Annotated in this window: 26 protein-coding genes; 1 reads left to right on the forward strand and 25 read right to left on the reverse strand. The window is 54.7% G+C overall.

What is annotated here, in order from left to right:
• Positions 1-10: 10 nt before the first annotated feature.
• The 14 genes from sucC to smc form a co-directional block, all read right to left on the reverse strand.
• Positions 11-1171 carry an ADP-forming succinate--CoA ligase subunit beta gene (sucC, locus tag KNP82_RS03215; protein WP_029595707.1) on the reverse strand — a complete coding sequence of 387 codons (1161 nt, stop codon included), beginning with the start codon at positions 1169-1171 and terminating at the stop codon, positions 11-13.
• Positions 1172-1282: 111 nt separating this feature from the next.
• Entirely contained in the window at positions 1283-1552 is a 270-nt protein-coding gene (locus KNP82_RS03220; protein ID WP_021067106.1) for an EscU/YscU/HrcU family type III secretion system export apparatus switch protein, read from the reverse strand.
• Entirely contained in the window at positions 1549-2394 is an 846-nt protein-coding gene (locus KNP82_RS03225; protein ID WP_214713795.1) for a hypothetical protein, read from the reverse strand. The genes KNP82_RS03220 and KNP82_RS03225 overlap by 4 nt, the downstream gene beginning before the upstream one ends.
• An 11-nt stretch (positions 2395-2405) precedes the next feature.
• The gene (locus KNP82_RS03230) at positions 2406-3158 is read right to left on the reverse strand and encodes a ribonuclease HII (RefSeq protein ID WP_214713797.1); all 753 of its coding nucleotides are present in this window, start codon (positions 3156-3158) and stop codon (positions 2406-2408) included.
• Between the two features lie 41 nt (positions 3159-3199).
• The gene (gene ylqF / locus KNP82_RS03235; protein ID WP_021067103.1) at positions 3200-4060 is read right to left on the reverse strand and encodes a ribosome biogenesis GTPase YlqF; all 861 of its coding nucleotides are present in this window, start codon (positions 4058-4060) and stop codon (positions 3200-3202) included.
• 12 nt (positions 4061-4072) lie between these two features.
• Positions 4073-4615 carry a signal peptidase I gene (gene lepB, locus KNP82_RS03240; protein WP_021067102.1) on the reverse strand — a complete coding sequence of 181 codons (543 nt, stop codon included), beginning with the start codon at positions 4613-4615 and terminating at the stop codon, positions 4073-4075.
• Between the two features lie 82 nt (positions 4616-4697).
• A complete protein-coding gene (gene rplS, locus KNP82_RS03245) occupies positions 4698-5051 on the reverse strand; it encodes a 50S ribosomal protein L19 (protein ID WP_021067101.1) in 354 nt (117 codons plus the stop codon).
• Between the two features lie 113 nt (positions 5052-5164).
• A complete protein-coding gene (gene trmD, locus KNP82_RS03250; protein ID WP_214827019.1) occupies positions 5165-5881 on the reverse strand; it encodes a tRNA (guanosine(37)-N1)-methyltransferase TrmD in 717 nt (238 codons plus the stop codon).
• Positions 5871-6386 carry a ribosome maturation factor RimM gene (gene rimM, locus KNP82_RS03255; protein WP_214755792.1) on the reverse strand — a complete coding sequence of 172 codons (516 nt, stop codon included), beginning with the start codon at positions 6384-6386 and terminating at the stop codon, positions 5871-5873. Before rimM ends, trmD begins: the two co-directional genes overlap by 11 nt.
• A 53-nt stretch (positions 6387-6439) precedes the next feature.
• Positions 6440-6715, reverse strand: coding sequence for a 30S ribosomal protein S16 (rpsP, locus tag KNP82_RS03260; protein WP_021067098.1), 276 nt, complete (start codon positions 6713-6715; stop codon positions 6440-6442).
• 81 nt (positions 6716-6796) lie between these two features.
• Positions 6797-8137 carry a signal recognition particle protein gene (gene ffh, locus KNP82_RS03265; RefSeq protein WP_021067097.1) on the reverse strand — a complete coding sequence of 447 codons (1341 nt, stop codon included), beginning with the start codon at positions 8135-8137 and terminating at the stop codon, positions 6797-6799.
• An 11-nt stretch (positions 8138-8148) separates the two neighbouring features.
• Positions 8149-8472 (reverse strand): putative DNA-binding protein, encoded by a 324-nt coding sequence (locus tag KNP82_RS03270; RefSeq protein ID WP_214823250.1) that lies wholly within the window; start codon positions 8470-8472, stop codon positions 8149-8151.
• A gap of 96 nt (positions 8473-8568) precedes the next feature.
• The gene (ftsY, locus tag KNP82_RS03275) at positions 8569-9570 is read right to left on the reverse strand and encodes a signal recognition particle-docking protein FtsY (RefSeq protein ID WP_034777152.1); all 1002 of its coding nucleotides are present in this window, start codon (positions 9568-9570) and stop codon (positions 8569-8571) included.
• Entirely contained in the window at positions 9567-13124 is a 3558-nt protein-coding gene (smc, locus tag KNP82_RS03280; protein WP_214827022.1) for a chromosome segregation protein SMC, read from the reverse strand. The genes ftsY and smc overlap by 4 nt, the downstream gene beginning before the upstream one ends.
• Before the next feature lie 115 nt (positions 13125-13239).
• Here smc and KNP82_RS03285 point away from each other — a divergent pair, with 115 nt between their 5' ends.
• On the forward strand, positions 13240-13434 hold the full coding sequence (locus KNP82_RS03285; RefSeq protein ID WP_021067093.1) for a DUF1128 family protein: 195 nt from the start codon (positions 13240-13242) through the stop codon (positions 13432-13434).
• A gap of 46 nt (positions 13435-13480) precedes the next feature.
• On the opposite strand, the gene rnc is transcribed toward KNP82_RS03285, so the two are convergent.
• From rnc to KNP82_RS03340, 11 genes are all read right to left on the reverse strand, one after another.
• Positions 13481-14260: a ribonuclease III gene (gene rnc / locus KNP82_RS03290; protein WP_214827024.1), complete on the reverse strand. Its 780-nt coding sequence runs from the start codon at positions 14258-14260 to the stop codon at positions 13481-13483.
• A gap of 58 nt (positions 14261-14318) precedes the next feature.
• A complete protein-coding gene (gene acpP, locus KNP82_RS03295) occupies positions 14319-14558 on the reverse strand; it encodes an acyl carrier protein (RefSeq protein ID WP_021067091.1) in 240 nt (79 codons plus the stop codon).
• Between the two features lie 59 nt (positions 14559-14617).
• On the reverse strand, positions 14618-15358 hold the full coding sequence (gene fabG / locus KNP82_RS03300) for a 3-oxoacyl-[acyl-carrier-protein] reductase (RefSeq protein ID WP_214763878.1): 741 nt from the start codon (positions 15356-15358) through the stop codon (positions 14618-14620).
• On the reverse strand, positions 15351-16271 hold the full coding sequence (fabD, locus tag KNP82_RS03305; protein WP_034777148.1) for an ACP S-malonyltransferase: 921 nt from the start codon (positions 16269-16271) through the stop codon (positions 15351-15353). The genes fabG and fabD overlap by 8 nt, the downstream gene beginning before the upstream one ends.
• Before the next feature lie 18 nt (positions 16272-16289).
• Positions 16290-17279 carry a phosphate acyltransferase PlsX gene (gene plsX, locus KNP82_RS03310; protein WP_214827027.1) on the reverse strand — a complete coding sequence of 330 codons (990 nt, stop codon included), beginning with the start codon at positions 17277-17279 and terminating at the stop codon, positions 16290-16292.
• Positions 17276-17845: a transcription factor FapR gene (gene fapR / locus KNP82_RS03315; protein ID WP_214710591.1), complete on the reverse strand. Its 570-nt coding sequence runs from the start codon at positions 17843-17845 to the stop codon at positions 17276-17278. Before fapR ends, plsX begins: the two co-directional genes overlap by 4 nt.
• 92 nt (positions 17846-17937) lie before the next feature.
• The gene (gene recG, locus KNP82_RS03320; protein WP_214763876.1) at positions 17938-19968 is read right to left on the reverse strand and encodes an ATP-dependent DNA helicase RecG; all 2031 of its coding nucleotides are present in this window, start codon (positions 19966-19968) and stop codon (positions 17938-17940) included.
• Entirely contained in the window at positions 19955-20842 is an 888-nt protein-coding gene (gene sdaAA / locus KNP82_RS03325) for an L-serine ammonia-lyase, iron-sulfur-dependent, subunit alpha (protein ID WP_214763875.1), read from the reverse strand. The genes recG and sdaAA overlap by 14 nt, the downstream gene beginning before the upstream one ends.
• Positions 20843-20854: 12 nt before the next feature.
• On the reverse strand, positions 20855-21517 hold the full coding sequence (gene sdaAB, locus KNP82_RS03330) for an L-serine ammonia-lyase, iron-sulfur-dependent subunit beta (RefSeq protein WP_214763874.1): 663 nt from the start codon (positions 21515-21517) through the stop codon (positions 20855-20857).
• Between the two features lie 63 nt (positions 21518-21580).
• Positions 21581-23263, reverse strand: a complete 1683-nt coding sequence (locus KNP82_RS03335; protein ID WP_214827030.1) for a DAK2 domain-containing protein — start codon at positions 23261-23263, stop codon at positions 21581-21583.
• Positions 23264-23285: 22 nt separating this feature from the next.
• Positions 23286-23648, reverse strand: a complete 363-nt coding sequence (locus KNP82_RS03340; protein WP_016509701.1) for an Asp23/Gls24 family envelope stress response protein — start codon at positions 23646-23648, stop codon at positions 23286-23288.
• Positions 23649-23699 lie beyond the last annotated feature (51 nt).

The following is a 23699-nucleotide window of genomic DNA, read 5'->3' on the forward strand; positions in this document are numbered from 1 at the left end:
CGTTTCCCCCTTATCGAACGAGTGCCGCGATTTTTTCTGCACCGTCAGCCATCGAGCTCGCCGAAGTGATCGCAAGTCCAGATTCATCGAGAATGCGTCGTCCCGCATCCACGTTCGTGCCTTCTAACCGGACGACGAGTGGCAAATCGAGACCGATTTCTTTCGTCGCCGCGACGATACCTTCAGCAATGATGTCACACTTCATGATGCCACCAAAGATGTTAACGAAGATTCCTTTGACTTGGTCGTCTGACAAAATCAATTTGAACGCTTCCGTTACTTTTTCTTTCGTTGCACCGCCGCCTACATCGAGGAAGTTAGCGGGTTCGGCGCCGTAATGCTTGATGATATCCATCGTCGCCATGGCCAAGCCAGCCCCGTTAACGAGGCAACCGATGTTGCCGTCGAGCGCGATATAGCTAAGGTCGTGTTTTGACGCCTCGACTTCACGCGGATCTTCTTCTGTCGTGTCGCGAAGGTCGACGATGTCTTTATGACGATAAAGCGCGTTGCTGTCGAAGTTGAGCTTCGCATCGAGTGCGATGACGTTGCCGTCTTTCGTCGTGACGAGCGGGTTGATTTCCGCGATCGTGCAATCTGTCTCGACGTACACTTTATACAATTTCATGACCATGTCGCTGAATTTGTTGACGAGTTTGGTCGGCACTTCCATCTTGAACGCGAGACGGCGTGCTTGGAACGAACGGAGTCCGACGACTGGGTCGACGACTTCTTTATGAATCTTTTCAGGTGTATGTTCAGCGACTTCCTCGATGTCCATACCGCCTTCTGATGAACCCATGATGACAATTCGGCCGATCGAACGGTCAAGCACAAGTCCTAAGTAAAATTCTTGGTCAATGGCAGAGCCTTCTTCAATGTAAAGGCGTTGCACGACTTTTCCTTCTGGTCCAGTCTGATGCGTGACGAGCGTCTTGCCGAGAATCTCTGACGCGTACTGTTTGACTTCTTCATCTGACTTCGCAAGTTTGACACCGCCGGCTTTACCGCGGCCTCCTGCGTGAATCTGAGCTTTGACAACTTTTAGTTCACCGTCTAGCTTGGCGGCGGCTGAGACTGCTTCTTCAACCGTGAACGCTGGATAGCCCGTAGGTACGGCCACTCCAAACGCCCGAAGCAATTCTTTCGCCTGATACTCATGGATATTCATTTCGTTTCCCCCTTAGTCCCCTTTAATATCGGCACGTCTATTGTAACGAAAAACTGAAAGCGCTGTCTATCGTTCTTGCTTTAAGTTTTCATCTTTTTTTCACATCTACCCCTAGACATCCTCGATTTTTCCTTGTTCCATCTGATAAAGAAACACGAAAAGCTCGGCGATGACCTGGTACAGGTCGTCTGGAATCTGCTCTTCAATCTGTAGCGCGGACAAGAGTGACAGTAAGGCCGGGTCCTCATGAATCGGCACACCGTTCGCTTGCGCGAGCGCGAGCATGCGCTCGGCGACGAGTCCGCCCCCTTTGGCGACGACGCGCGGTGACTCCATCGATTGCTCATAGGACAAGGCGATGGCTTGTTTGCGATCGGTCATACGCGTTGGTCCACCTTTCCGAGTGGGGCGAACGTGTCCGGCACCGTTTCACGCTTTGCTTCGAACGAGAAGCGGGACAGCTCATAGCCGCTCGCTTCGAGTGCCCGACCGAGCAACGGCTCGTAGGCGTTGACGAACGGACTCAAGTCATGTTGCTCGTTGAACACTTTAACCGACACGTGCCGCTTCTGGACGAGCAAATCGATGCCCGTCTCTCCATACTTCGGGGTCTCGAGGAATAGAACGATACGGGCGTGGTCGGAGTCGATGACCTCGCCTTTCGGCGCCTCGAGACGGAACCGCACTTGTTCAAACGGCCCTAAATGCGGTATGTGAAATGCTTGAACGACGAACGGCGGGGTCTGCACGGCGTTGAACGTCTCCTGGGCCCGGACGAACTGTTCGAACTTCGGGTCGCCTTTCGCTTTGAACAGCTCGCCAACGAGTTGCTTCACGTCAGCACCGGCCCCGCTCTCGAGCAGCTGCCGGCCTTGCGCCTGGAGCGGCTCGGGCGTAGCGAGTGGTTGGCGAGCCAGGCGCCCGAGCTCGCTGCCGAGCTGGGCGAGCGGTGACCGTTGGGCCTGCTGCGCCTCGATTTGTTGCGGCACGACCTTCAAGACGAGTTTCGGTTCGAGCTCGGTGACGACCATCTTGTACGTCACGTTCTCTTTGACGTCGGCGTTCACCCCGACCCGGAACATGCCTTGCGGCAGCTGCATGACCGCCTCGCCTCCCGGCAACAGTTGGAGCACCCGGCCGACGACTGTATTGCCGACGAGCAGTTGCCGTGAATTTTGTTCGGTGACCTTGAACGGCAGGACGCCTTGGTGATCGATGCGCATCGTTTCCCCTCCTACATCTGTTTAATCGGTGCGAACGACTTCCGGTGAATCGGTGTGATGCCGTGTTCCGCGAGGCCGGTCAAATGGTCTTTCGTGCCATAACCCGCATTCCGTTCGAACCCGTACCCGGGATAGAGAATAGCGTAATCCTCCATCATGTTGTCGCGAACGACTTTGGCGACGACGCTCGCTGCCGCAATCGAGACACTCCGGGCATCCCCTTTGATGAGCGACTGCTGCGGGATGTCGAGGTCGAGGCGCATCGCGTCAATCAACAGCGCATCGACCGTTCCGAGCTGCCGGACCGCTTCCACCATCGCCAGTTTCGTCGCCTCATAAATATTGACCTGGTCGATCACGTCAGCGTCGACGATGCCGACACCGACCGATGCCTCGTCCATGAGGATGCGGTATGCCAGTTCCCGCGCCCGTTTCGACATCTTTTTCGAATCGTTCAGGCCGGGATGATAAAACCCTTCCGGCAAGATGACGGCCGCCGCGACGACTGGTCCCGCGAGCGGCCCTCGACCGACCTCGTCGACGCCGCCGATGAGACGGAACCCTTGGGCCTTCCAAGCGTCTTCGAACGCCTGACGGGCCGTATAGTCGGCACGGAGGGCATGTTCTTGTGCGAACTGCCGCTCCCGTTGCCGGATGAGCGTCTGGACGCCTGTCCGCGGGTCGTCTTTCAACTCGGCCCGTACCTGCTCCCACTCTTCATATCGGACCGTCTGTAGCCGTTGTTTAATCGCTTGAATCGTCATTCCGTTCCTCCTATTCAAAAAAGCCCTGTTTGCACAGGACTTCACGCCATGTCATGGTCGGCCGGCGTCTCGAGGGAGACGCGTCCGATTTTCTCATGACGCAGTTCGTTCAATAGTAATTCGCTCGCTTTCTCGAAATCGACGTAACCACCGCTGACGAGTCCACGTTTCTTCCCGATCAATTCGAGCAGTTCGACGGCATCTTCCGGCAGTTGATCGATTTTGAATCGCTCTTTCAACTGGTCCGGATAGCGGGCCGATAGCTCGCGGGCCGTATAGAGCGCGATATCATCAAGGTTCAAGATATCATCTTTGATGGCACCGGTCGCCGCCAAGCGATAGCCGACCATCTGATCCTCGAACTTCGGCCAAAGAATCCCTGGCGTATCGAGCAATTCCATCTCGCCGCCTTTCATCTTGATCCATTGCTGACGCTTCGTGACACCCGGACGGTCGCCGGTGACAGCGATGTTACGTCCGGCGAGACGGTTGATGAGCGTCGACTTGCCGACGTTCGGGATGCCGATGATGAGCGCGCGGATCGGGCCGGGATTCCGGCCTTTCTCACGCATGCGGTCATGCTTCTCTTGCATGAGCTTCTCGGCGCCCGACATGAGCTGTTTCAAGCCTTTGCTATGTTTCGCGTCGACGGCGACGACCTCGATGTCATCGCGCTTCAAGGCGCGGAGCCAGGCGTCAGTGACGACCGGATCGGCCATATCGGCTTTATTCAAGACGATGAGACGCGGTTTGCCTTCCGTGATCTCATCGACCATCGGGTTACGGCTCGATTGTGGAACACGTGCATCGACGAGTTCGATGACGACATCGATGAGCTTTAACTTTTCTGTTACTTGTCTTCGTGCCTTGGCCATGTGGCCAGGGAACCATTGAATTGCCAAACAAACACCACCTTATTCTTGTACGGTCCCGAAATCACCGAGCGGCCAGAACACGAAGTTCGTTTTGCCGACGACGTCCTCTTTCGGGACAAAGCCGATTTCACGGCTGTCTTTCGAGTTTTGACGATTGTCACCCATGACGAAGTACGAGCCTTCAGGTACGACCGTCTCGCCCGTCACTTGTTCGAGCGTAAAGTTTTCGGTAAGAGGAAAGCCGTTCATCTGTGCCTGGAAATCCTCTAAATACGGTTCTTCGACCGCCTCATCGTTCAAATAAAGCGTGTCGTCCCGATATTCGAGCGTGTCGCCAGGAATAGCGATGACGCGTTTGATATAGTCTTTCGATTCCGTCGCGTGGAAGACGATAATATCGCCCCGGTCGAGCTCACCGACGTAGTTCGAGATTTTGCTGACGATCATGCGATCGGCATTTTGGAGCGTCGGCATCATCGACTCTCCTTCGACGATAACAGGTACAAAGATGAACGTCCGGATCACGAACGCGATGACGAGCGCAACGACGATCGCCTTAAGCCAACTGAACACTTCTTTCAACTTGCCTCACTCCTCTGTCCGTTTGAACTTATTGTACTAGAAAAAAAGAAGCTTGTCGCAAGCGACAAGCTTAATCCCCATCTTAACGACGGATTTCTTTAATACGTGCTGCTTTACCGCGAAGGTTGCGGAGGTAGTAGAGTTTCGCACGACGGACTTTACCGTAACGAACGACTTCGATTTGCGCGACACGTGGTGAGTGAAGCGGGAATGCACGCTCAACACCTACGCCGTAAGAAATCTTACGAACTGTGAATGTTTCGCCGATGCCGCCACCCTTACGCTTGATGACTACGCCTTCGAAGATCTGGATACGCTCGCGCGTTCCCTCTACGACTTTAACGTGGACACGTACTGTGTCACCAGGACGGAAAGCAGGTACGTCTGATTTGAATTGTTCTTCTGTGATTTCACGGAACAGTTTTTGTGTGTTCATGAATAGTTCTCCTTTTTCTTCAATGTTCATATCTTCATCTGCCCAAGCATCCAACAGCGGAACATCGGTAATTGGTGGGGTTAACCCACATGCTCAAACATAGCACAATTCGGTCAATCGCGCAACGATTCAATGAATTTTTTATCTGCCTTCGACAGTTCGATGCGCTCGAGCAGGTCCGGTCGCCGGCGATACGTGCGCAGGAGCGACTGCTCTCGGCGCCACGCTTCGATTTTGGCGTGATTGCCCGACAAGAGGACGTCAGGCACCTTCAGACCACGGAACTCCGCGGGGCGTGTATAGTGCGGATATTCGAGTAGCCCTGTCGAGAACGAGTCATCTTCATGGCTCGCCTGATCGCCGAGTACTTCCGGGATGAGACGGACCGTCGCATCGATCATGACCATCGCGGCGAGCTCACCGCCGGTCATGACGAAGTCACCGATTGACACTTCGTCCGTCGCGAGCTCATCATGAATCCGTTGGTCGAACCCTTCATAATGGCCGCATAAAAAGATCAAGTGTTCCTCGGACGCCCATGCTTCCGCCATCTGTTGGTCGAAACGGCGTCCGGTCGGCGTCGTGACGATGACGCGGGGACGCTTCTTGTCGATGGCGTCGAAGGCGTCAAAGATCGGCTGCGGGGTGAGCAACATGCCCGCCCCGCCTCCGTACGGGTAGTCGTCGACCTTATGGTGTTTGTTCGTCGAGAAGTCACGGAAGTTCGTGAACGCCATCTCGACTTGTCCGAGGGCACGGGCCCGTCCGACGATTGAATGATCGAGCGGGGCGAACATCTCGGGGAATAACGTTAAAACATCAATCTTCATCGTCAATCATTCCCGGAATCGGGGTGATGACGACACGTTTCGCCTCGACATCGATGTCGCTCACGACCGATTCGATGTACGGGATGAGGGCGTCCGACTTGCCAGGGCGTTTGATGACCCAGACGTCGTTGGCACCAGTCTCGAAGATATCGTCGACGACACCGATGACCTCACCGTCGACGACGGCCTCGCAACCGATAATCTCATGATAGTAAAACTCATGCTCCGGTAACTCGTGAACGTGCTCGACGTGAACGTATAGTTTCATCCCTTTATACTTCTCGACGAGATTGATATTCTCAAGCCCTTTGAACGTCACGAGATGGAACTGCTTATGCGGACGATACGTCGTCACCTCGAACGGGAGCTTCTTGCCATCGACGTCCAAATAGAGCGTCTCGCCTTTCTTGAAGCGTTCGGCCGGGAAATCGGTCGCGGCGAGCAACTTCAGTTCCCCTTTCAAGCCGTGGGTATTGGCGATCTTACCTACGTGTAACCATTCCATTGTTATGCCTCCTCAAAAAAATGGGCCGACCTCATAAAAGGTCGGCCACATCCTTACTTCGCGTTTTTCGCGTTGTGGAATTTCTCCATGATCCCTGCTTTAGAGAACAAGTTACGTACTGTGTCAGATGGCTTCGCGCCGTCTGCCAACCATTTGAGAGCGAGTTCTTCGTTGATGCGAACTTCTGCTTCTGGTTTTGCAACCGGGTTGTAGTGACCGAGTTGCTCGATGAAACGGCCATCACGTGGTGAACGTGAATCAGCTACAACGATCCGGTAGAAAGGTGATTTGTTTGCGCCCATGCGCTTGAGACGAATTTTAACTGCCATGGTAATATACCTCCATCATGTGTTTAAGAATTGACAACTTTAATAGTATACTGTTTTTTTGCCCGACTGACAAAAGTTTTCTTAGAAGAACGGAAGGCCGAGACCTTTTTTCTTCCCTTTCATTTGTCCTGACATCTGCTTCATGAGCTTCTTCATGTCATCGAACTGTTTGATGAGACGGTTCACTTCCTGGATGGAACGACCGCTCCCTTTTGCGATTCGCTTGCGACGACTCGCGTTGAGCACTTCAGGATTGGAGCGCTCATGCTTTGTCATCGAGCGAATGATCGCCTCGACATGATCGAGTTGCTTCTCGTCGATTTGGACGTTCTTCAACCCTTTCATCTTACCTGCACCAGGTAACATCGAGAGCAATTCATCAATTGGGCCCATGTTTTTCACTTGACCCAACTGCTCGATAAAATCATCGAACGTGAACGATGCATCGCGAATTTTGCTTTCAAGCTCCTTCGCAGCATCTTGGTCCATCTGTGACTCGGCTTTTTCAATGAGTGTGAGCACGTCCCCCATCCCAAGAATCCGTGACGCCATGCGTTCCGGGTGGAATGGTTCGAGGGCATCCAACTTTTCACCGAGACCGACGAACTTAATCGGCGCTCCCGTGACTGCCTTGATTGAAAGGGCTGCCCCACCACGTGTATCACCGTCGAGCTTTGTGAGCACGACGCCGGTGATTCCGAGTTTCTCATTGAAGCTGTCGGCCACATTGACCGCATCTTGACCCGTCATCGCATCGACGACGAGGAAGATTTCATTTGGTTTGGCAATCGTCTTCACGTTTTCGAGTTCGCCCATGAGCGTCTCGTCGATGTGAAGGCGACCGGCCGTATCGATCAACACGAAATCGTGATGATTGGTTTTGGCGTACTCGAGCGCTTTTGTGACGATTTCTTCCGGCTTCACTTGGTCGCCAAGTGAGAACACCGGTAAATCGAGTTGCTTGCCGAGTGTCTCGAGCTGTTTGATGGCCGCGGGCCGATAAATATCCGCCGCGACGAGAAGTGGACTCCGGTTATGCTTTTTGCGAATCAAGTTCGCGAGCTTTCCGGTCGTCGTCGTTTTCCCCGCACCTTGTAACCCGACCATCATGACGACTGTCGGTGGTTTTGGGTTAAATGTGATCGGGACGACGTCGCTCCCCATCAAAGTCGTTAGCTCTTCATGAACGATTTTGACAACTTGTTGGCCCGGTGTCAACGATTTCATGACGTCTTGGCCGATGGCCCGTTCTTTCACGTCGTTGACGAACTGTTTGACCACTTTGAAGTTGACATCGGCTTCAAGGAGAGCGAGACGAACTTCTCTCATCATCTCTTTGACATCTGCTTCGGAAATTTTACCTTTCCCCCGCATTTTCGCCAGTGTCGATTGCAACCGTTCGGATAATCCTTCAAATGCCATGCTTCAGCCCCCTACTCTAAATTCTCAAGCGCCGAAATCGTTTCCGTCAAATCGGGCGAGTGCTCGACTTGACGTTTGAGCGTTTGAAGCAGTCGTTGCCGCTGTTCGAATTTCTCGAACAAGGCCAACTTCTCCTCATACTGCTCAAGCATCGCTTCGGTACGCTTTATGTTATCGTAGACCGCTTGACGGCTGACTTCAAACTCTTCCGCAATCTCTCCGAGCGAGTAGTCATCTAGGTAATAAAGAGACATATAGTTGCGCTGTTTCGGTGTGAGAAGCGCTTGATAAAAATCGAACAGATAGTTCATTCGATTCGTCTTTTCGAGCGACATGACCTCCACCTCCACATGTTAAGTGAAATCCCTTTACAACTACCAATAGTACAGCCGTCCCCACCTCTTGTCAAGTTTTTTTCTTAACAGTGAAAGTTAGGCGAGGTCATCGTTTGTCTGTTGTTTTTCTTCGAAGATGTCCCCGAATAATCCGTACACGAACTGTTCCGGGTCGAACGCCTGTAAATCATCAACTTTCTCACCGAGACCGACATATTTGACCGGGATATCGAGCTCGTTTCGAATCGCGAGCACGATCCCCCCTTTAGCCGTCCCGTCGAGCTTCGTGAGGACGATCCCGCTCACGTTCGTCGCTTCTTTGAACGCTTTCGCTTGAACCATCGCGTTTTGTCCCGTTGTGGCATCTAACGCGAGCAATACCTCGTGCGGCCCGTTCGGTACTTCACGTTCGATGACGCGCTTCACTTTCTCGAGCTCTTTCATCAAGTTGACCTTGTTTTGCAAACGTCCGGCCGTGTCACAGATCAAGACGTCGACGCCGCGTGATTTCGCTGCCTGCACAGCGTCGAACACGACCGCGGCCGGGTCCGATCCTTCGGCTTGACGGATGACCGGGACTCCGACGCGTTCGCCCCAGACTTGGAGCTGATCGATGGCACCGGCCCGGAACGTGTCGCCTGCCGCGAGCATGACCGAACGCCCTTCCGACTTCAATTGATGGGCGAGTTTGCCGATCGTCGTCGTTTTGCCGACACCATTGACGCCGACGAACAAGATGACCGTCAATCCGTCCTGCATGTTCAACTCACGATCTGCCTCGTCTTCTTGGAGACGGTTCGCCACGACTTCGACGAGGGCGTCACGGACAGCGACCGGGTCTTTCAAATTGCGACGTTTCACTTCTTCTTTCAAATCTTCGACGAGGTCCATCGTCGTCGTCACGCCGACATCCGCTTGGATGAGCAAATCCTCGAGTTCATCGAAGAAATCCTCATCGACTTCGCGGAACCGATAGACGAGGTCGTTGACGGCACTGGCAAATCCGTCTCGTGTCTTCGTCAATCCGTCGGTAAACTTTTGCGACACCTCTTGTGTCGAGGTCGTCAATTTATCTTTTAACTTCTTAAAAAAACTCAACTTAATTCCTCCATCTCTTGTTCCGTCTCGACGACGCGCTTCGCTTCGGATAGTTCGACCGAAAGCACCTCGGAGACACCGTTTTGTTGCATCGTCACGCCGTAGAGCGTGTCCGCCGCCTCCATCGTCCCTTTACGGTGGGTGATGATGACGAATTGTGTATCGATTGAGAGCGTCCGGATATATTCCCCGAACCGATGGACGTTCGCCTCGTCGAGAGCCGCCTCGACTTCATCGAGCACACAGAACGGGACGGGTCTCGTTTTCAGGATGGCGAACAGAAGCGCGATCGCCGTCAAGGCCCGCTCTCCGCCTGATAACAGACTGAGCGTCTGCAACTTCTTCCCGGGCGGTTTGGCGACGATCTCGATGCCCGTGTTGAGCAGGTCGGACTCGTCGACGAGTTTCAAATCGGCCTCCCCCCCGCCGAACAACTCGTTGAACGTCTGTTTAAAGTGACCACGAACGAGCGTGTACGTCTCTTTGAACAAGCGCGTCACTTCACGGTCCATCTCGGTGATGATGTCGTATAAATCCTCTTTGGCGCTGACGAGGTCGTCCCGTTGCTCGGACAAGAACATGAAGCGTTCATTGACGAGGTCGAACTCCTCGATCGCGTTCAAGTTGACCGGTCCGATTTCTTCGATTTGACGAACGAGCAGTTTGAACTCTTCTTTCGCCTCATCGAGCGGAATCGTGAGGGTCGGAAGCAAATCGAGGACGAGCCCTCGTTCCTCGAGTGCGTCGAGTTTCCACTTCCGCTTCAACTCGAGCTCGTTCGCCTCGGTCTCGAGCTTGCGGACATCCGCCTCGACCCGACGACGCACGTCCGACGCCTGTTGTTCACGCTGTCTGAGGATGCGATACGACTCTTCTTCGGCGTGAAGCTGTTTCGTATGCAACGCCATCCGCTCTTTCAATCCGTCCATCTGTTTGACCGCCTCGACGTGCTCGAGCTCGAGCTCGGCAGACGAGACGACCCGGCCGCTTGCCACATGTTCGAGCTCACGCTCGATCTGCCCGAGGCGGGACGTCTGTTTAGCGACCTCGGCCTCGAGCCGCTCGACTTCTGCGCGGACGCGGTCGAGGTCGAGCATATTGCGTTGACGATCGAGTTCATTTTGACGAATGGCTGCCTGAAGTTGCCCCGTCGTCTCGGCGCCTTTGGCTTGCTCGCCGCGGAGCGCCTCGAGTTCGGTCCGAATCGAGGCTTGCAATGCATCCGTCGCCTCAAGTTCTTCGGCGAGCCTTGTCAACTCATTCGTGGCGGATGTGATTGTTTGGGCGTAACGCGCCATCTCATGGTCGAACAGTTCGAGTTGCGCTTTGGCGTCTTGCGACACCCGTTCCAAGTTTCTAAACGCCTGTTCCGTCGAACGGAGCGTCTCTTCGGCCTCGCGCTTCTTGAGCCTGAGCGTCTGGAGCGACGCACGCAGTCGGGACATCTCATCGGTGTACGTCGACACCCGCAACTGTTGCTCGTGAAGCATGGCCAACCCTTGCGTCAATCCTTGCTTCAAATCATCGAGTTCACGGGACTGGGTGAACAAGGCGACACCTTGCTTCCGGCTACCCCCGGTCATCGACCCACCAACGTTGACGATATCCCCTTCGAGCGTGACGATGCGATAGCGATACCCCGTCGTCTTGGCGATCCGGTTGGCCACCTCGAGGGAATTGGCCACGATCACGGCGCCGAGGAGCGACCGTTTCAATTTCTCGTAGGCCGGGTCCGTCTCGACGAGGTCGGCGGCGATGCCGACGAATCCGTCGACTGATTCGAGACGGTGTGCGACTTCACTCGGGACGTAACGTTCCTTCACGCTCGTCATCGGTACGAACGTGGCTCGTCCGGCACTTGCTTTCCGTAATCGTTCAATCTCTCGGCGTCCGACCTCTTCCGTCTCGACGACGATATGTTGTTGCGTCTGACCGAGCGCCGTCTCGATGGCGGCCTCATACGACGGGAGAACGCGAATCAATTCTGCGACGGCACCGAGCACGCCCGGTCCCCGTTCTTTCAAGACAAATTTGACCGCATGGAAATAGCCTTCGTACGACTGTTTCATCCGTTCGAGCAACTCGATCCGGTCCTCGGTCTTCTGACGCCGGCGGTCAAGGTCGTGGTACGACTGCTCGGCCCGCGACAATTTGTCTCGAAGCGTCGCTTCCCGTTCGGTCAAATCAGCTTCTTCCGCCATGAGCGTCTCCCACGTGTCCCGAGCCTCGTCGAGACGAGCTTGTTCGGCCTCGAGTGATGCCGTCTGTTCGGTCCGCACGTCAAGGCGATCCTTGTTTTCGCGAAGCAGACGAGCTTTCGCTTCTTCCGCTTGTTCGATATCGCGCCGTTCCCGCTTCTGTTGGTTGCTCAGCGTGGCCCGTGTCGTCGCCAACTCGAACGCCTCGCCTTGAAGCTGTTCGATTTCTGCGTTAAAGTCACGCGTCGCCGCCGTCAATTGCGCGTCAAGTTCGGCACGTGCCGCTTCCACGGTATGTAACGCCTCAGCTTTTGACGCCATATCCGCGTTTGCCACGTTCAACTTCTGCGTCAACTGTTCGGTCTCTTCGGCCAATTCGACCCGTTGGCGCTCGAGGCGTTCTTTCGTCTCTGCCCCGTGCTCTTCACGGGCTTTCGCGAGCTTGATCTCACCTGTCAACCGTTCCAGCTCGGTCGCTTGAGACCGTTCTTCTTGATGGAGTGTGTCGAGCGTTTCTCGATCTTTGGCGAGTGTCGCCTCAAGCGTCGTCCGCTCTTCTGAAATCGCGGTCAACGCGCCGTCTTGCTCGGCGAGATTCGTCTCGGCCGTCCGCAGTTGCTCGGACACACGAGCGATGCCCGTACCAAGTTCTGTGATCTCGGCGCCGAGAATACCCGTCTCGAGCTCATCGTGGCGCGCTTTGGCGACTTGATACTCGCGTGCGAGCGCGGCCTGCTCTCGGAGCGGCTCGACCCGATCGGCGAGTTCATACAAAATGTCATCGACCCGAGACAAGTTCAACTCGGTGTCTTGGAGCTTCCGTTCGGCTTGTTTTTTACGCTGCCGGTACTTCAACACCCCGGCCGCTTCTTCGATGACAGCCCGACGATCTTCCGGTTTTCCGGAGATAACTTGCTCGACCCGTCCTTGCCCGATGATGGCGAACGCATCGCGTGATAGGCCCGTATCCATGAACAGGTCGATCACATCTTTAAGCCGGCACGGCTTCTTGTTCATGAAGTAGTCGCTGTCGCCGCTCCGCGTGACACGGCGCGTCACACTGACTTCTTCATACGGCAACCGCAAATGGGCGTCCGTGTTGTCTAGGACGAGCGTCACTTCGGCGACGTTGCGATGGTTCTCACCTTCACTGCCGGCAAAGATGACGTCTTCCATTTTCGCTCCGCGGAGCGATTTGGCCGACTGCTCACCGAGTACCCAGCGAACAGCGTCCGATATATTTGATTTCCCGCTCCCGTTCGGCCCAACCACGGCTGTGACGCCGGGACGAAAATCCAGTTCAATCCGCTTGGCAAACGATTTAAAGCCAGCGAGTTCGATTCGTTTTAAGTGCATCGTGACCATCCTATCCTCAGTAAGCATTCATTTGTTTATTTTACCACAGTTGCCAGTTCGTCAAAATGCTAGAATCATGCTATTCTAAAAAGAACTGTAGAAAGGGGTACGACCGATGACTAACGAACAAATGATTGAGGAAATTCTCGACAAAATGAACATCATCAACCGCGGCGCTATCAAAGCGGAAGAATATAACCGTGCCGACGCCTCGGCCGTCAAAGAGATTTACGACTACGTGATGAACCGCTCATCGCTGTCGATCTCTGAAGTGGATGGGATTGTCGAAGAACTCGGACAATTGACGTGATGAGATGACAGAAAAGGAGTGGACCTCTTGAGGTCCACTCCTTTTCTTATAGGCCGGCGTACTGCCGGTTGAATTCAATCAACGCTTCTTTCGCCGCGAGTTGCTCGGCTTCTTTCTTCGATCGGCCGATGCCTTCGCCGACGATATCGTCTGACAGACGGGCATGGGCGACGAACTCCCGGCTATGGGCCGGACCACGCTCTTCGATAATCGTGTACGAGACAGGCTCGAGACCTTCTCGCTGGACGCTTTCTTGGAGCTGACTCTTATAATCGGTCTGTTCTTCAAACACACCGGCCAAGACTTTCGGAAAAACCGCTTCGGCGAGGAACTGTTCGACTGGTTCAATCCCTTGGTCCAGATAGAGCGCGCCGATGTATGACTCGAACACATCCGCAAGTAGCGCCGGGCGCTTGCGTCCGCCGGTCAACTCTTCGCCTTTCCCAAGCAAGATAAAATCAGAGAAAGCATAGGCTTCCGCAAAGTTGACGAGTGATGGCTCACAGACGATGGCCGCCCGCAACTTCGTTAATTCCCCCTCGGAGCGCTCCGGATACGTCTCATACAAAAACCGAGACACCGTCAACTCGAGCACCGCGTCGCCTAAAAACTCTAAGCGCTCATTGTCTTTTTTCAGACCGCGTTGTTCGTTGACGTATGAGGAGTGGGTGAACGCTTGCATCAATAGGTCTTGGTTCGTGAATCGAACCGACAACCGTTCTTCAAGTACTTTAAACTGCTCGAGAATCCGTGACCGCTCGAGCTCATTTCGCCGACGCCGTTGCGCCGACCCTTGACGGTCAAACCGTCGCTTGTCCTTTGTCATAATTCCCTCCGTGTATAAGCACAAGCCCACCGCTCATGACGAGCGGTGGGAGGCTTGATTACAATTTAGTTTCGATGTAAGCGACGACGTCGCCAACAGTCGCGAGCTTCTCAGCATCTTCGTCTTCGATTGTGATATCGAACTTGTCTTCAAGGTCCATGACCATTTCCATTACTTCGAGCGAATCCGCACCGAGGTCATCCTTGAATGATTTGTCGGCTGTGATCTCAGATACATCTTTCCCGAGTTTCTCTGCCACTGCTGCTTGTACGTCTACTAAGATTTGTTCTGTTGTCATGATAAAATCCCTCCAAATTAAAGTATATAAAATGTGTTTCGATTGGTAAAGTTCTGATTTTAAGCCATCGTCATGCCGCCGTCAACGGCAATCGTCTGACCCGTCACGTAAGCCGCTTGGTGAGAGGCGAGGAATGAGACGAGGTTCGCCACATCTTCGACCTGACCGAAGCGATTGAACGGGATTTGACCGAGCGTCGCCTCGCGTTGCGCATCTGTCAACGCGTCAGTCATGTCCGTCTGGATGAAACCAGGACAGACGGCGTTCACCGTCACGTGACGTCCGGCGAGTTCACGCGCGACCGACTTCGTCAGCCCGATGAGCCCCGCTTTCGCCGCCGCGTAGTTCGCCTGACCGGCATTCCCCGTGATCCCGACGACCGAAGCGATATTGATGATGCGGCCCGCCTTCGATTTCAAGAGCGTCCGCGTCGCGGCTTGCGACGTCAAGAACGCACCTTTCAAGTTTGTCGACAGGACATCGTCAAAGTCAGCTTCCTTCATGCGCATAAGCAGACCGTCCCGCGTGATGCCTGCATTGTTGACGAGACAATCGATGCGGCCGTACGTGTCGACCGCCGTCTTGATGAGTGTTTTCACATCATCACTGCTCGAGACGTCGGCTTTGACGGCGATGGCCTCGCCACCGTTCGCTTCGATCTCGCTGACGACAGCGTTCGCTTTCTCAACACTACCCGAGTAATTCACGACGACCCGAAAGCCGTCCTCCCCTAAACGCTTCGCGATGGCGGCCCCGATTCCTCGAGATGCGCCTGTCACGATTGCTACTTGGTCATGCACGTACTTCTCCTCCTAACGCGGCCACCTCTTCGAGCGTCGTCGCCTGTTTGATCGTCACTTTCGAATCGATCCGTTTGATAAGACCTGACAGCGGTGACGTCGGACCGAACTCGATGAACGTGTCGACACCAGCGTCGATCGCTTTGCGAACACACGCTTCGAATCGGACCGAGGCGTACAATTGCTCAGTGAGAAGTGCTTTCAATTTTTCCGGGTCGGTATGGACATCCGCATCGACGTTGGAAATGATCCCAATCGCCGCCGGTTTGAACGGCGAAGAAGCGAGCACATCTTTGAACCGCGTCGCGGCCGGCATCATGTAGGAGCTGTGGAACGCCCCTGAGACGTTCAGCGGCAAGACGCGTTTCGCACCCGCTTCTTTCAAGTCTGTTTCGGCCTGTTTGACCGCATCGACATGCCCCGAGATGACGAACTGACCCGGACAGTTGTAGTTGGCGATTTGTACAAGGTTCCCGCTAGCACTGATTTTCTCCGTCACATGGAACGCTTCGTCGACATCGGTCATACCGATGACGGCTGCCATCGTCCCATCCTTCACTTCTGACATGAGCTTGCCGCGTTCGTGGACAAGCACGCTCGCTTCTTCCAAGTCGATGACGCCGGCGACGACGAGTGCCGCATATTCTCCAACGCTGTGACCGATCACCAAGTCTGGAGTGGCCCCCGTTTTGGCGTGAGCTTGTGCGAGTGATGCCGCATGCGCCACGATGGCCGGTTGGGCCACTTCTGTCCGTTGAAGCTCTTCTTTTGATCCTGCCGCCATGGCGTCGAGTAAATCAAATCCGAGGCGACGGTTGATCGCTTGCAGTTGTTCAGGATTGTCGAGGAACGTTTGGCCCATGCCGACGGCTTGTGACCCTTGTCCCGGAAATACCCATGCTGTTTTCCCCATGTACTCACCTTCTTTGAATTAGTTTGTGGCTTTTGCTTGTTTGATTTTCGCGACGACGTCGTGATCGACCATGATTTTCGCCTGTTTGAGCGCGCTCATGATGGCGAGCGCGTCGCTCGAACCGTGTGCTTTAATGACCGGGGCGTTGATTCCGAACAAGCCGGCCCCACCGTGTTCCCGATAATCTAATGTTTGTTTCAATAGCTTCAACTTCGGTTTTAAGACGAGAGCGGCGAGCTTCGAGACGAGATCGCTCGTGAACTGCTCTTTCATCATCTTCATGAGCATCGACGACGAACCTTCGACACCTTTGAGCAAGATGTTTCCGGCGAACCCTTCCGTGACGATGACATCGACATCACCGGACATCGCCTCACGCGCTTCCACGTTGCCGACAAAGTGGACCGGGGCTTGTTCAAGGAGGGGGTACGCCTCTTTCGTGAGGGCGTTTCCTTTCCCAGCCTCGGTCCCGATGTTCAGTAGCGCGACCCGCGGACGTTTGACGCCGCGAACGTGCTCGGCATAGAGCGAGCCCATGATCGCATAGTCGACCAAGTGCTCGGCCTTCGCGTCCGGGTTGGCCCCGACGTCTAAAATGACGACACCGCTACCCGTATATGTAGGGAACGTAGGTGACAACGCGGGGCGCTCGATTCCTGGGATCCGTCCGATGACGAACAGTGACGCCGCCATGAGAGCACCGGTATTCCCAGCCGAGACGAGTGCGTCGGCCTCTCCGTCTTTGACGAGTTTGGCCGCCACGACGAGTGAGCTGTCCTTTTTGCGACGGACGGCTCGGACCGGTTCGTCGTCACCGGTGATGACTTCGCTCGCTGGAACGATTTTGATTCGCGGGTCGGTCAACCCGTACGAAGCGAGTTTGACCTCATCTCCGACTAAAAACAGTTCCATCGATTCGTTCGGGAATGCGTCGGCAAACTGCTTGACGCCTTCCACGATCGCTTTCGGGGCGTGATCCCCGCCCATTGCATCAATTGCTAATTTCATGCCTGTTCCTCCTCACCGCGACGATAAATCGTGAAGTCTCCGCTAAAGACACACTCTTCGCCGACATAACTATCCACTGTGACGTCCGTTCTTCCGTCCCGACGCAGTTTGATCACACGAGCCTTGGCAACGACTCGCTCTCCATGATGGACTTGGCGACTGAAGCGGATGTCCGCTTTAGTGGTCAACGCCAATTCATCATTGATGAGCGCCACCGCTAACGAGTTGGCCTGGGCGAACAATACATGTCCCCGGGCGATCTCGTTGCGGCTAAAGACGTGTTCTCTCTCAATGTCGAGAACCGAGATGGCCGATTCATCGAGCTTCAAGTCAATCATATCACCGATGACCTCGCTCATGGCGAGCGACTTCACTTCATCGAGGTGTTCTGAGGCTACATGCTTAATCCGTTCTCTCACTTCCGGAATTTTCAACTCCATCCGATCGAGACGAATCGTTTGAATACTGACGGCGAACTGCTTCGACAGCTCTTCGTCTTTGATGAACGGGTTACGATCAATCGTTTCTTGCAATAAGCGTTGCCGCTCTTTCTTAGGTACCCGCATTCAGTTCCCTCCTAAACTATATGCTAAAGAACTTAATACCTGGTACTAATAGCAGTATATATTCTTTAGATTGTATTTTCAAGTGTTGTTTCTCATTCCAAGCGGCTCCCGACGAGTAAGTCGAGTCGCTTCAAGTATTGACGGAGCGGCGCATACGTCGCTTCATTCCAAAACGCCTCGCTGCCGAGCAGACGAACCGCGTCTTGCATCGCTACCTCCATCACTTTTAAATCAAGTACGGGATCGGCGACGCGGAAGCTCGGAAGACCGCTTTGGGCCGTCCCAAAGAAATCACCGGCCCCGCGCAATTCCAAGTCTTTCTCGGCCAAGACGAATCCATCGTTCGTCTCCGTCATCGTCTTCAAACGAAGTTTGCCGACATCGGACTTCGGGTCCCCTACCAATATACAATAAGATTGGGCGGCGCCTCGACCGACGCGTCCGCGCAACTGGTGTAGTTGCGCCAAGCCGAACCGCTCCGCATCATGGATGATGATCAGCGAGGCGTTCGGGACGTTCACGCCGACCTCGACAACCGTCGTCGAGACGAGGATTTGGAGGGCATTGCTGGCGAACGCCTTCATCACGTCATCTTTCTCGGTGCTCGACAGTTTTCCGTGCATGAGACCGACCGCGTAGTTTGGGAAACGTTCCCGCAACACTTCGTAGAGTGCGGTCGCACTCTCGACCTCGAGCGTGTCCGATTCCTCGATGAGCGGCGCGATGACGTACGCTTGGCGTCCAAGCGTCAGTTCACGGTCGACCATCGCGTGGACCCGATCGATTTGGTCGGTCTTGGCCCAATACGTCTCGATCGGTTTCCGGCCGGCCGGCATCTCATCGATCGTCGAAACGTCCATCTCGCCGAAAGCACTGATGGCGAGCGTCCGTGGAATCGGTGTCGCCGTCATATAGAGCACGTCGGCGAGCTCCGCCTTGTCACGGAGCATCTTGCGCTGTTCGACTCCGAACCGGTGTTGCTCGTCGGTGATGGCTAAATGTAGGCGCGAGAACTCGACCGGCCCTTGGATCAAGGCGTGCGTCCCGACGATGATATCGACGTCCCCCGCTTTGATGGCCTGAAGCAACTCAGTACGGGCCTTGCCTTTGACCGAACTCGTCAATAAACCGACTCGAATCCCGTACGGCTCAAACAGCGCTTGAAGCGAGGCGAGATGCTGTTCAGCCAAAATTTCGGTCGGGACCATGAGCGCCCCTTGATAGCCGGCGCTCACCGTCGCATACAAGGCGATCGCGGCAACGACTGTCTTTCCGCTCCCGACATCCCCTTGTAGCAACCGATTCATTCGTTCTGGCACTTCTAAATCCCCGACGATTTCCCGGATGACACGCGTCTGCGCCCCGGTCAACGGAAACGCAAGTTGTTTGACGAATTCGTTCAATTGAGGCTTATCGAGCGTGAGGGCACGGCCTTTACCCGACCGTTCCATCTTCCGGAACGCCTGAAGCTTCAATTGATAGAGCAGACATTCTTCATAGACGTAACTGCGGCGTGCCTGTTTGTACGTCTCGACCGAATCAGGGAAATGCATCCCTTTTAACATCGCCTCCCGATCCTCGAGACGATAGCGTTGCCGAATCAATTCCGGCAGGCGGTCCTCGAACGAGGTCGTCTGTTCAAACGCAAGCTTGACGATCCGGCTGAAGTTCTTCTGGGTCAACCCGGCCCGAAGCGAATAAATCGGTTGCAGCCCGTCCGACAGTTCACCGAACTCGAGGTCGGTCGCGCTGATTGTCATCCGGTTCATGTCCCATTTCCCTTTGACCGTCACGGTGGCGCCGAGCGTGAGCTTGTCTTTATAGAACGCCCGGTTGAACATCGTCACGTGGACGACGTAGCGTTCCTCGAGCAATAGCCGAAATTGGAGCCGGTTCTTGCCTTTACTGTAATAACGGACGAGCGGTTCCGCTTGGACGGTACCGCTCCATTTGACGAGGTCGCCGTGGATGGCCGTCGTTACCGTGCCGCTATTATAATTTTCATAACGAAACGGGACGTGCTCCAGCACGTCCTCGATTCGTTCGAGACCCATCGTCTCTAATTTTTTGGCCATCTCTGGCCCGACCCCTTTGAGCGTCGTCAGCGCCTCACTTCTCGACATTTTCTTTCTCTCCAAAGATGTTTCGTTCGAGACGGCGGGCCGTCGGCGTATTGGCAAGTCCGCCGCGGGCTGTCTCTTTCAACGCGGTCGGCATCATCTGGCCGATCTCATGCATCGCCGAGATGACCTCGTCACAAGGGATGCGAGACGTGATACCAGCGAGGGCCATATCGGCCGCGACAATCGCGTTCGCTCCACCCATGGCGTTCCGTTTGACACACGGCACTTCGACGAGACCCGCCACCGGGTCACAGACGAGACCGAGCATGTTTTTCAAGGCGATCGCAAACGCCGTCGCCGATTGTTCCGGCGTCCCACCGGCTGCTTCGACGATGGCCGCCGCGGCCATTCCGGTCGCCGAACCGACTTCCGCCTGACAACCACCGGCCGCCCCTGAAATCGAGGCGTTGTTGGCTACGACGAACCCGAACGCACCAGACGTGAACAAGTAGCGGACCATCGCGTCACGGTCCATTTCCAGACGCTCTTTGACCGCAAACAACGTACCCGGTACGACACCGGCGCTGCCGGCCGTCGGGGTCGCACAGATGCGTCCCATCGCCGCGTTGACTTCATTCGTCCCGATCGCTTTGGCGACCGCGTCTAAAATCAAATCCCCAGCGAGCGACTTGCCCGAGCGGATATAGTCGGTCATGAGCACGGCGTCATTCCCCGTCAACCCCGTCACAGACGTCACGCCTTCGAGTGCCCGCGCAACCGCCTCTTCCATCACCTCGAGGTTGCGTTCCATCATGCCGACGACGTCTTCACGCGTCGAGCGTCTGACGTGCACTTCTTGCTCGATCATCACTTCTGAGATCGGAATCCCTCGTTCCGTTGCCGTTCTGACTAATTCTTCTACTGATTTAAACATATTGGTGTCTCCTTATTCCCCAAAGATGGCTACCCGCTCGATTTGAGGTAACCGCTCGATTTCCGCTAACACGTCTTTTGACAAATGATCATCAATCTCGATCGCCATGAGCGCTTGCTTGCCTTTCTCATGACGGCTCACTTCCATGTGCCCAATATTCAACTCATGCCGGGCCAAAATACCCGTCACGGCCGCGATCGCCCCGAAGCGATCGTGGTGCAAGACGACGAGTGCCGGCCCGCCGCCCGACAATTTGAGCGGGAATCCGTTCAACTCGGTGATCTCGATCGTCCCGCCGCCGATTGAAATCCCGACGATTTCAAACGTACCGTCCTCGTCTTCTAGCCGGACGCGGGCCGTGTTCGGATGGTCCGTCAGCGCATCGCTCGTCTCAAAGACGACCTCGATGCCGCGCTCTTTCGCGATATCGAGCGCTTGCGGGATGCGCAAATCAAACGTATCGAAGCCCATGATCCCACCGACGATGGCCACATCGGTACCGTGCCCCCGATACGTATCGGCGAACGACCCATAAAACGTGATGTGTGCGAGTCGTGGCGTTCGCCCGAACAACTTCCCAGCCATGAGGCCGATGCGCGCGGCTCCGGCCGTATGCGAACTCGATGGACCGACCATGACCGGTCCGATGATATCAAACACACTGCGATATTTCATCGCATTTCCCCCTTTCAAAAAAACCCTACCTTCATTATACAGAAGGTAGGGCTGAGTTACAGCTTATTCCACACTAAAAATGTAGGAGTAGAGCGGTTGTTTCCCGTCATGAACCTCGATTTCAATCTCGTCGTTCTTCGACTCGATGTACGCCGAGAGTGCCTCCACGTCTTCTGCTGACGAACCTTCGCCCGTCAAGATCGTGATGATCTCATCGTCGGCATCCACGAGGGCGTCGACTAATTTCTTCGCCGCTTCGAGGCTCGAGGCCGATGAGGCGACGATTTTCTTCTCGGCGATCGCCATGTGGTCGTCTTTACGAATCTCGACGCCGTCGATACTCGTATCACGAACCGCATACGTCACTTGACCAGACTTGACGGTACTAGCCGCCGTCTTCATGACGCTTTCGTTCGTCTCGACATCGGCTTCCGGGTTGAACGCGATCGCTGCCGCAAGTCCTTGTGGCACCGTCTTCGTCGGAATGACCGAGACGCCGCAAGGTGCGACCGAAGCCGCTTGTTCGGCAGCCATGATGATGTTCGAGTTGTTCGGGAAGATGAAGACATGATCCGCGTTGGCCGCTTCAATCGCCTTGACGATATCTTCCGTCGACGGGTTCATCGTCTGGCCGCCTTCGATGACGTGAGCCGCACCGAGTGAACGGAACAAGTCGCTGACACCTTCACCCATCGCGACCGTGACAATCGCATATGGCGCTTTCGCCTTCGGAGCCGTCGGTTGGACGCCATGTTGGTTCGCGCCGTGTTCTTCTTCTAAAATGGTCGAGTGCTGTTGACGCATGTTCTCGATTTTGACAGCGACGAGTTCACCGTAACGCTGTCCTTTCGTGATGACGTCGCCTGGCGTCTCGACGTGAACGTGAACTTTAAGCAACTCTTCATCTGCGACGACGAGGAGTGAGTCCCCGAGTTCAGACAGTTCGTTGCGGAACGCATCCTCGTTGAACGGGGCATCCTTCAACTTCGCGTCTTGGAAACGAACCATGATTTCCGTGCAATAACCAAACTCGATGTCTTCGGTCGACATGAATCCTTGCGCGGCGTGGGCATGATGTTCGGCTTCGATGAGCGCATCCATGACCGGTGCATGTGGCTTCTCGAGCTCTTTTCCTTCAAGGCTCGCAAGGAACCCTTCATAAATAACGAGCAAGCCTTGGCCGCCCGAATCGACGACGCCAACTTCTTTCAAGACCGGCAATAAGTCCGGCGTCCGCTCGAGTGAAGCTTTCGCTTCCACGATCACACGTTCCATGAACTCGTTGAAGTCGCTCGTCGACTCTGAAGCACGGAGCGCTTCGTCGGCCGCTTCACGAGCAACCGTCAAAATCGTTCCTTCAACCGGTTTCATAACCGCCTTGTATGCCGTATCGACGCCACGTTTCAACGCTTCGGCGAAATCGACTGTCGACACTTCTGTCTTGCCTTCGATTGCTTTACCGAAACCACGGAACAACTGGCTCAAAATAACGCCCGAGTTCCCACGTGCCCCCATCAAGAGACCGCGTGCAAACTTCGATGAGACGTCAGCGATATTCGCCGAGTTGAGTGCGGCCACTTCTTTCGCACCCGATGTCATCGTCAAATTCATGTTCGTCCCCGTGTCGCCGTCCGGCACCGGGAAGACGTTAAGCGAATCTACATAATCCGCATTCTGGCTCAAGTTGGCTGCACCGTTCGCGACCATGTTCGCGAACACCAATCCATCTAAACGTTTTAAACCCACACCAAATCCTCCTTCGTTCTCGTCAGTCATTCGTCAGACGAACGCCTTGTACGAATATGTTTACCGACGAAACGTTTAATCCTAAAGTTTCACCGAGCGTGTATTTTACACGGCTTTGCACGTTGTATGCGACTTCCGACACTTTCGTCCCGTAGCTTACAATGATGTGCATGTCGATATGTACGTCTTCTCCATCTTGACGTACGACCACGCCTCGGGCGTAGTTTTCACGTTTCAATAGTTCTGCGATCCCGTCTTTCAATTGAGCTTGAGACGCCATTCCCACAACGCCGAAACATTCCATCGCCGCACCGCCTGCGAGTGTCGCGACCACGTCGTTCGTGATGTCAATATTGCCATATGTTGTCTTCATTTCAATTGCCATATGGAGTAGCCTCCTTTATTCGGAATGATTCCTTCACTACATTCTACAATA

The organism is Exiguobacterium sp. s26, from assembly GCF_018618235.1.
GTDB classification, from domain to species: Bacteria; Bacillota; Bacilli; order Exiguobacteriales; family Exiguobacteriaceae; genus Exiguobacterium; species Exiguobacterium chiriqhucha.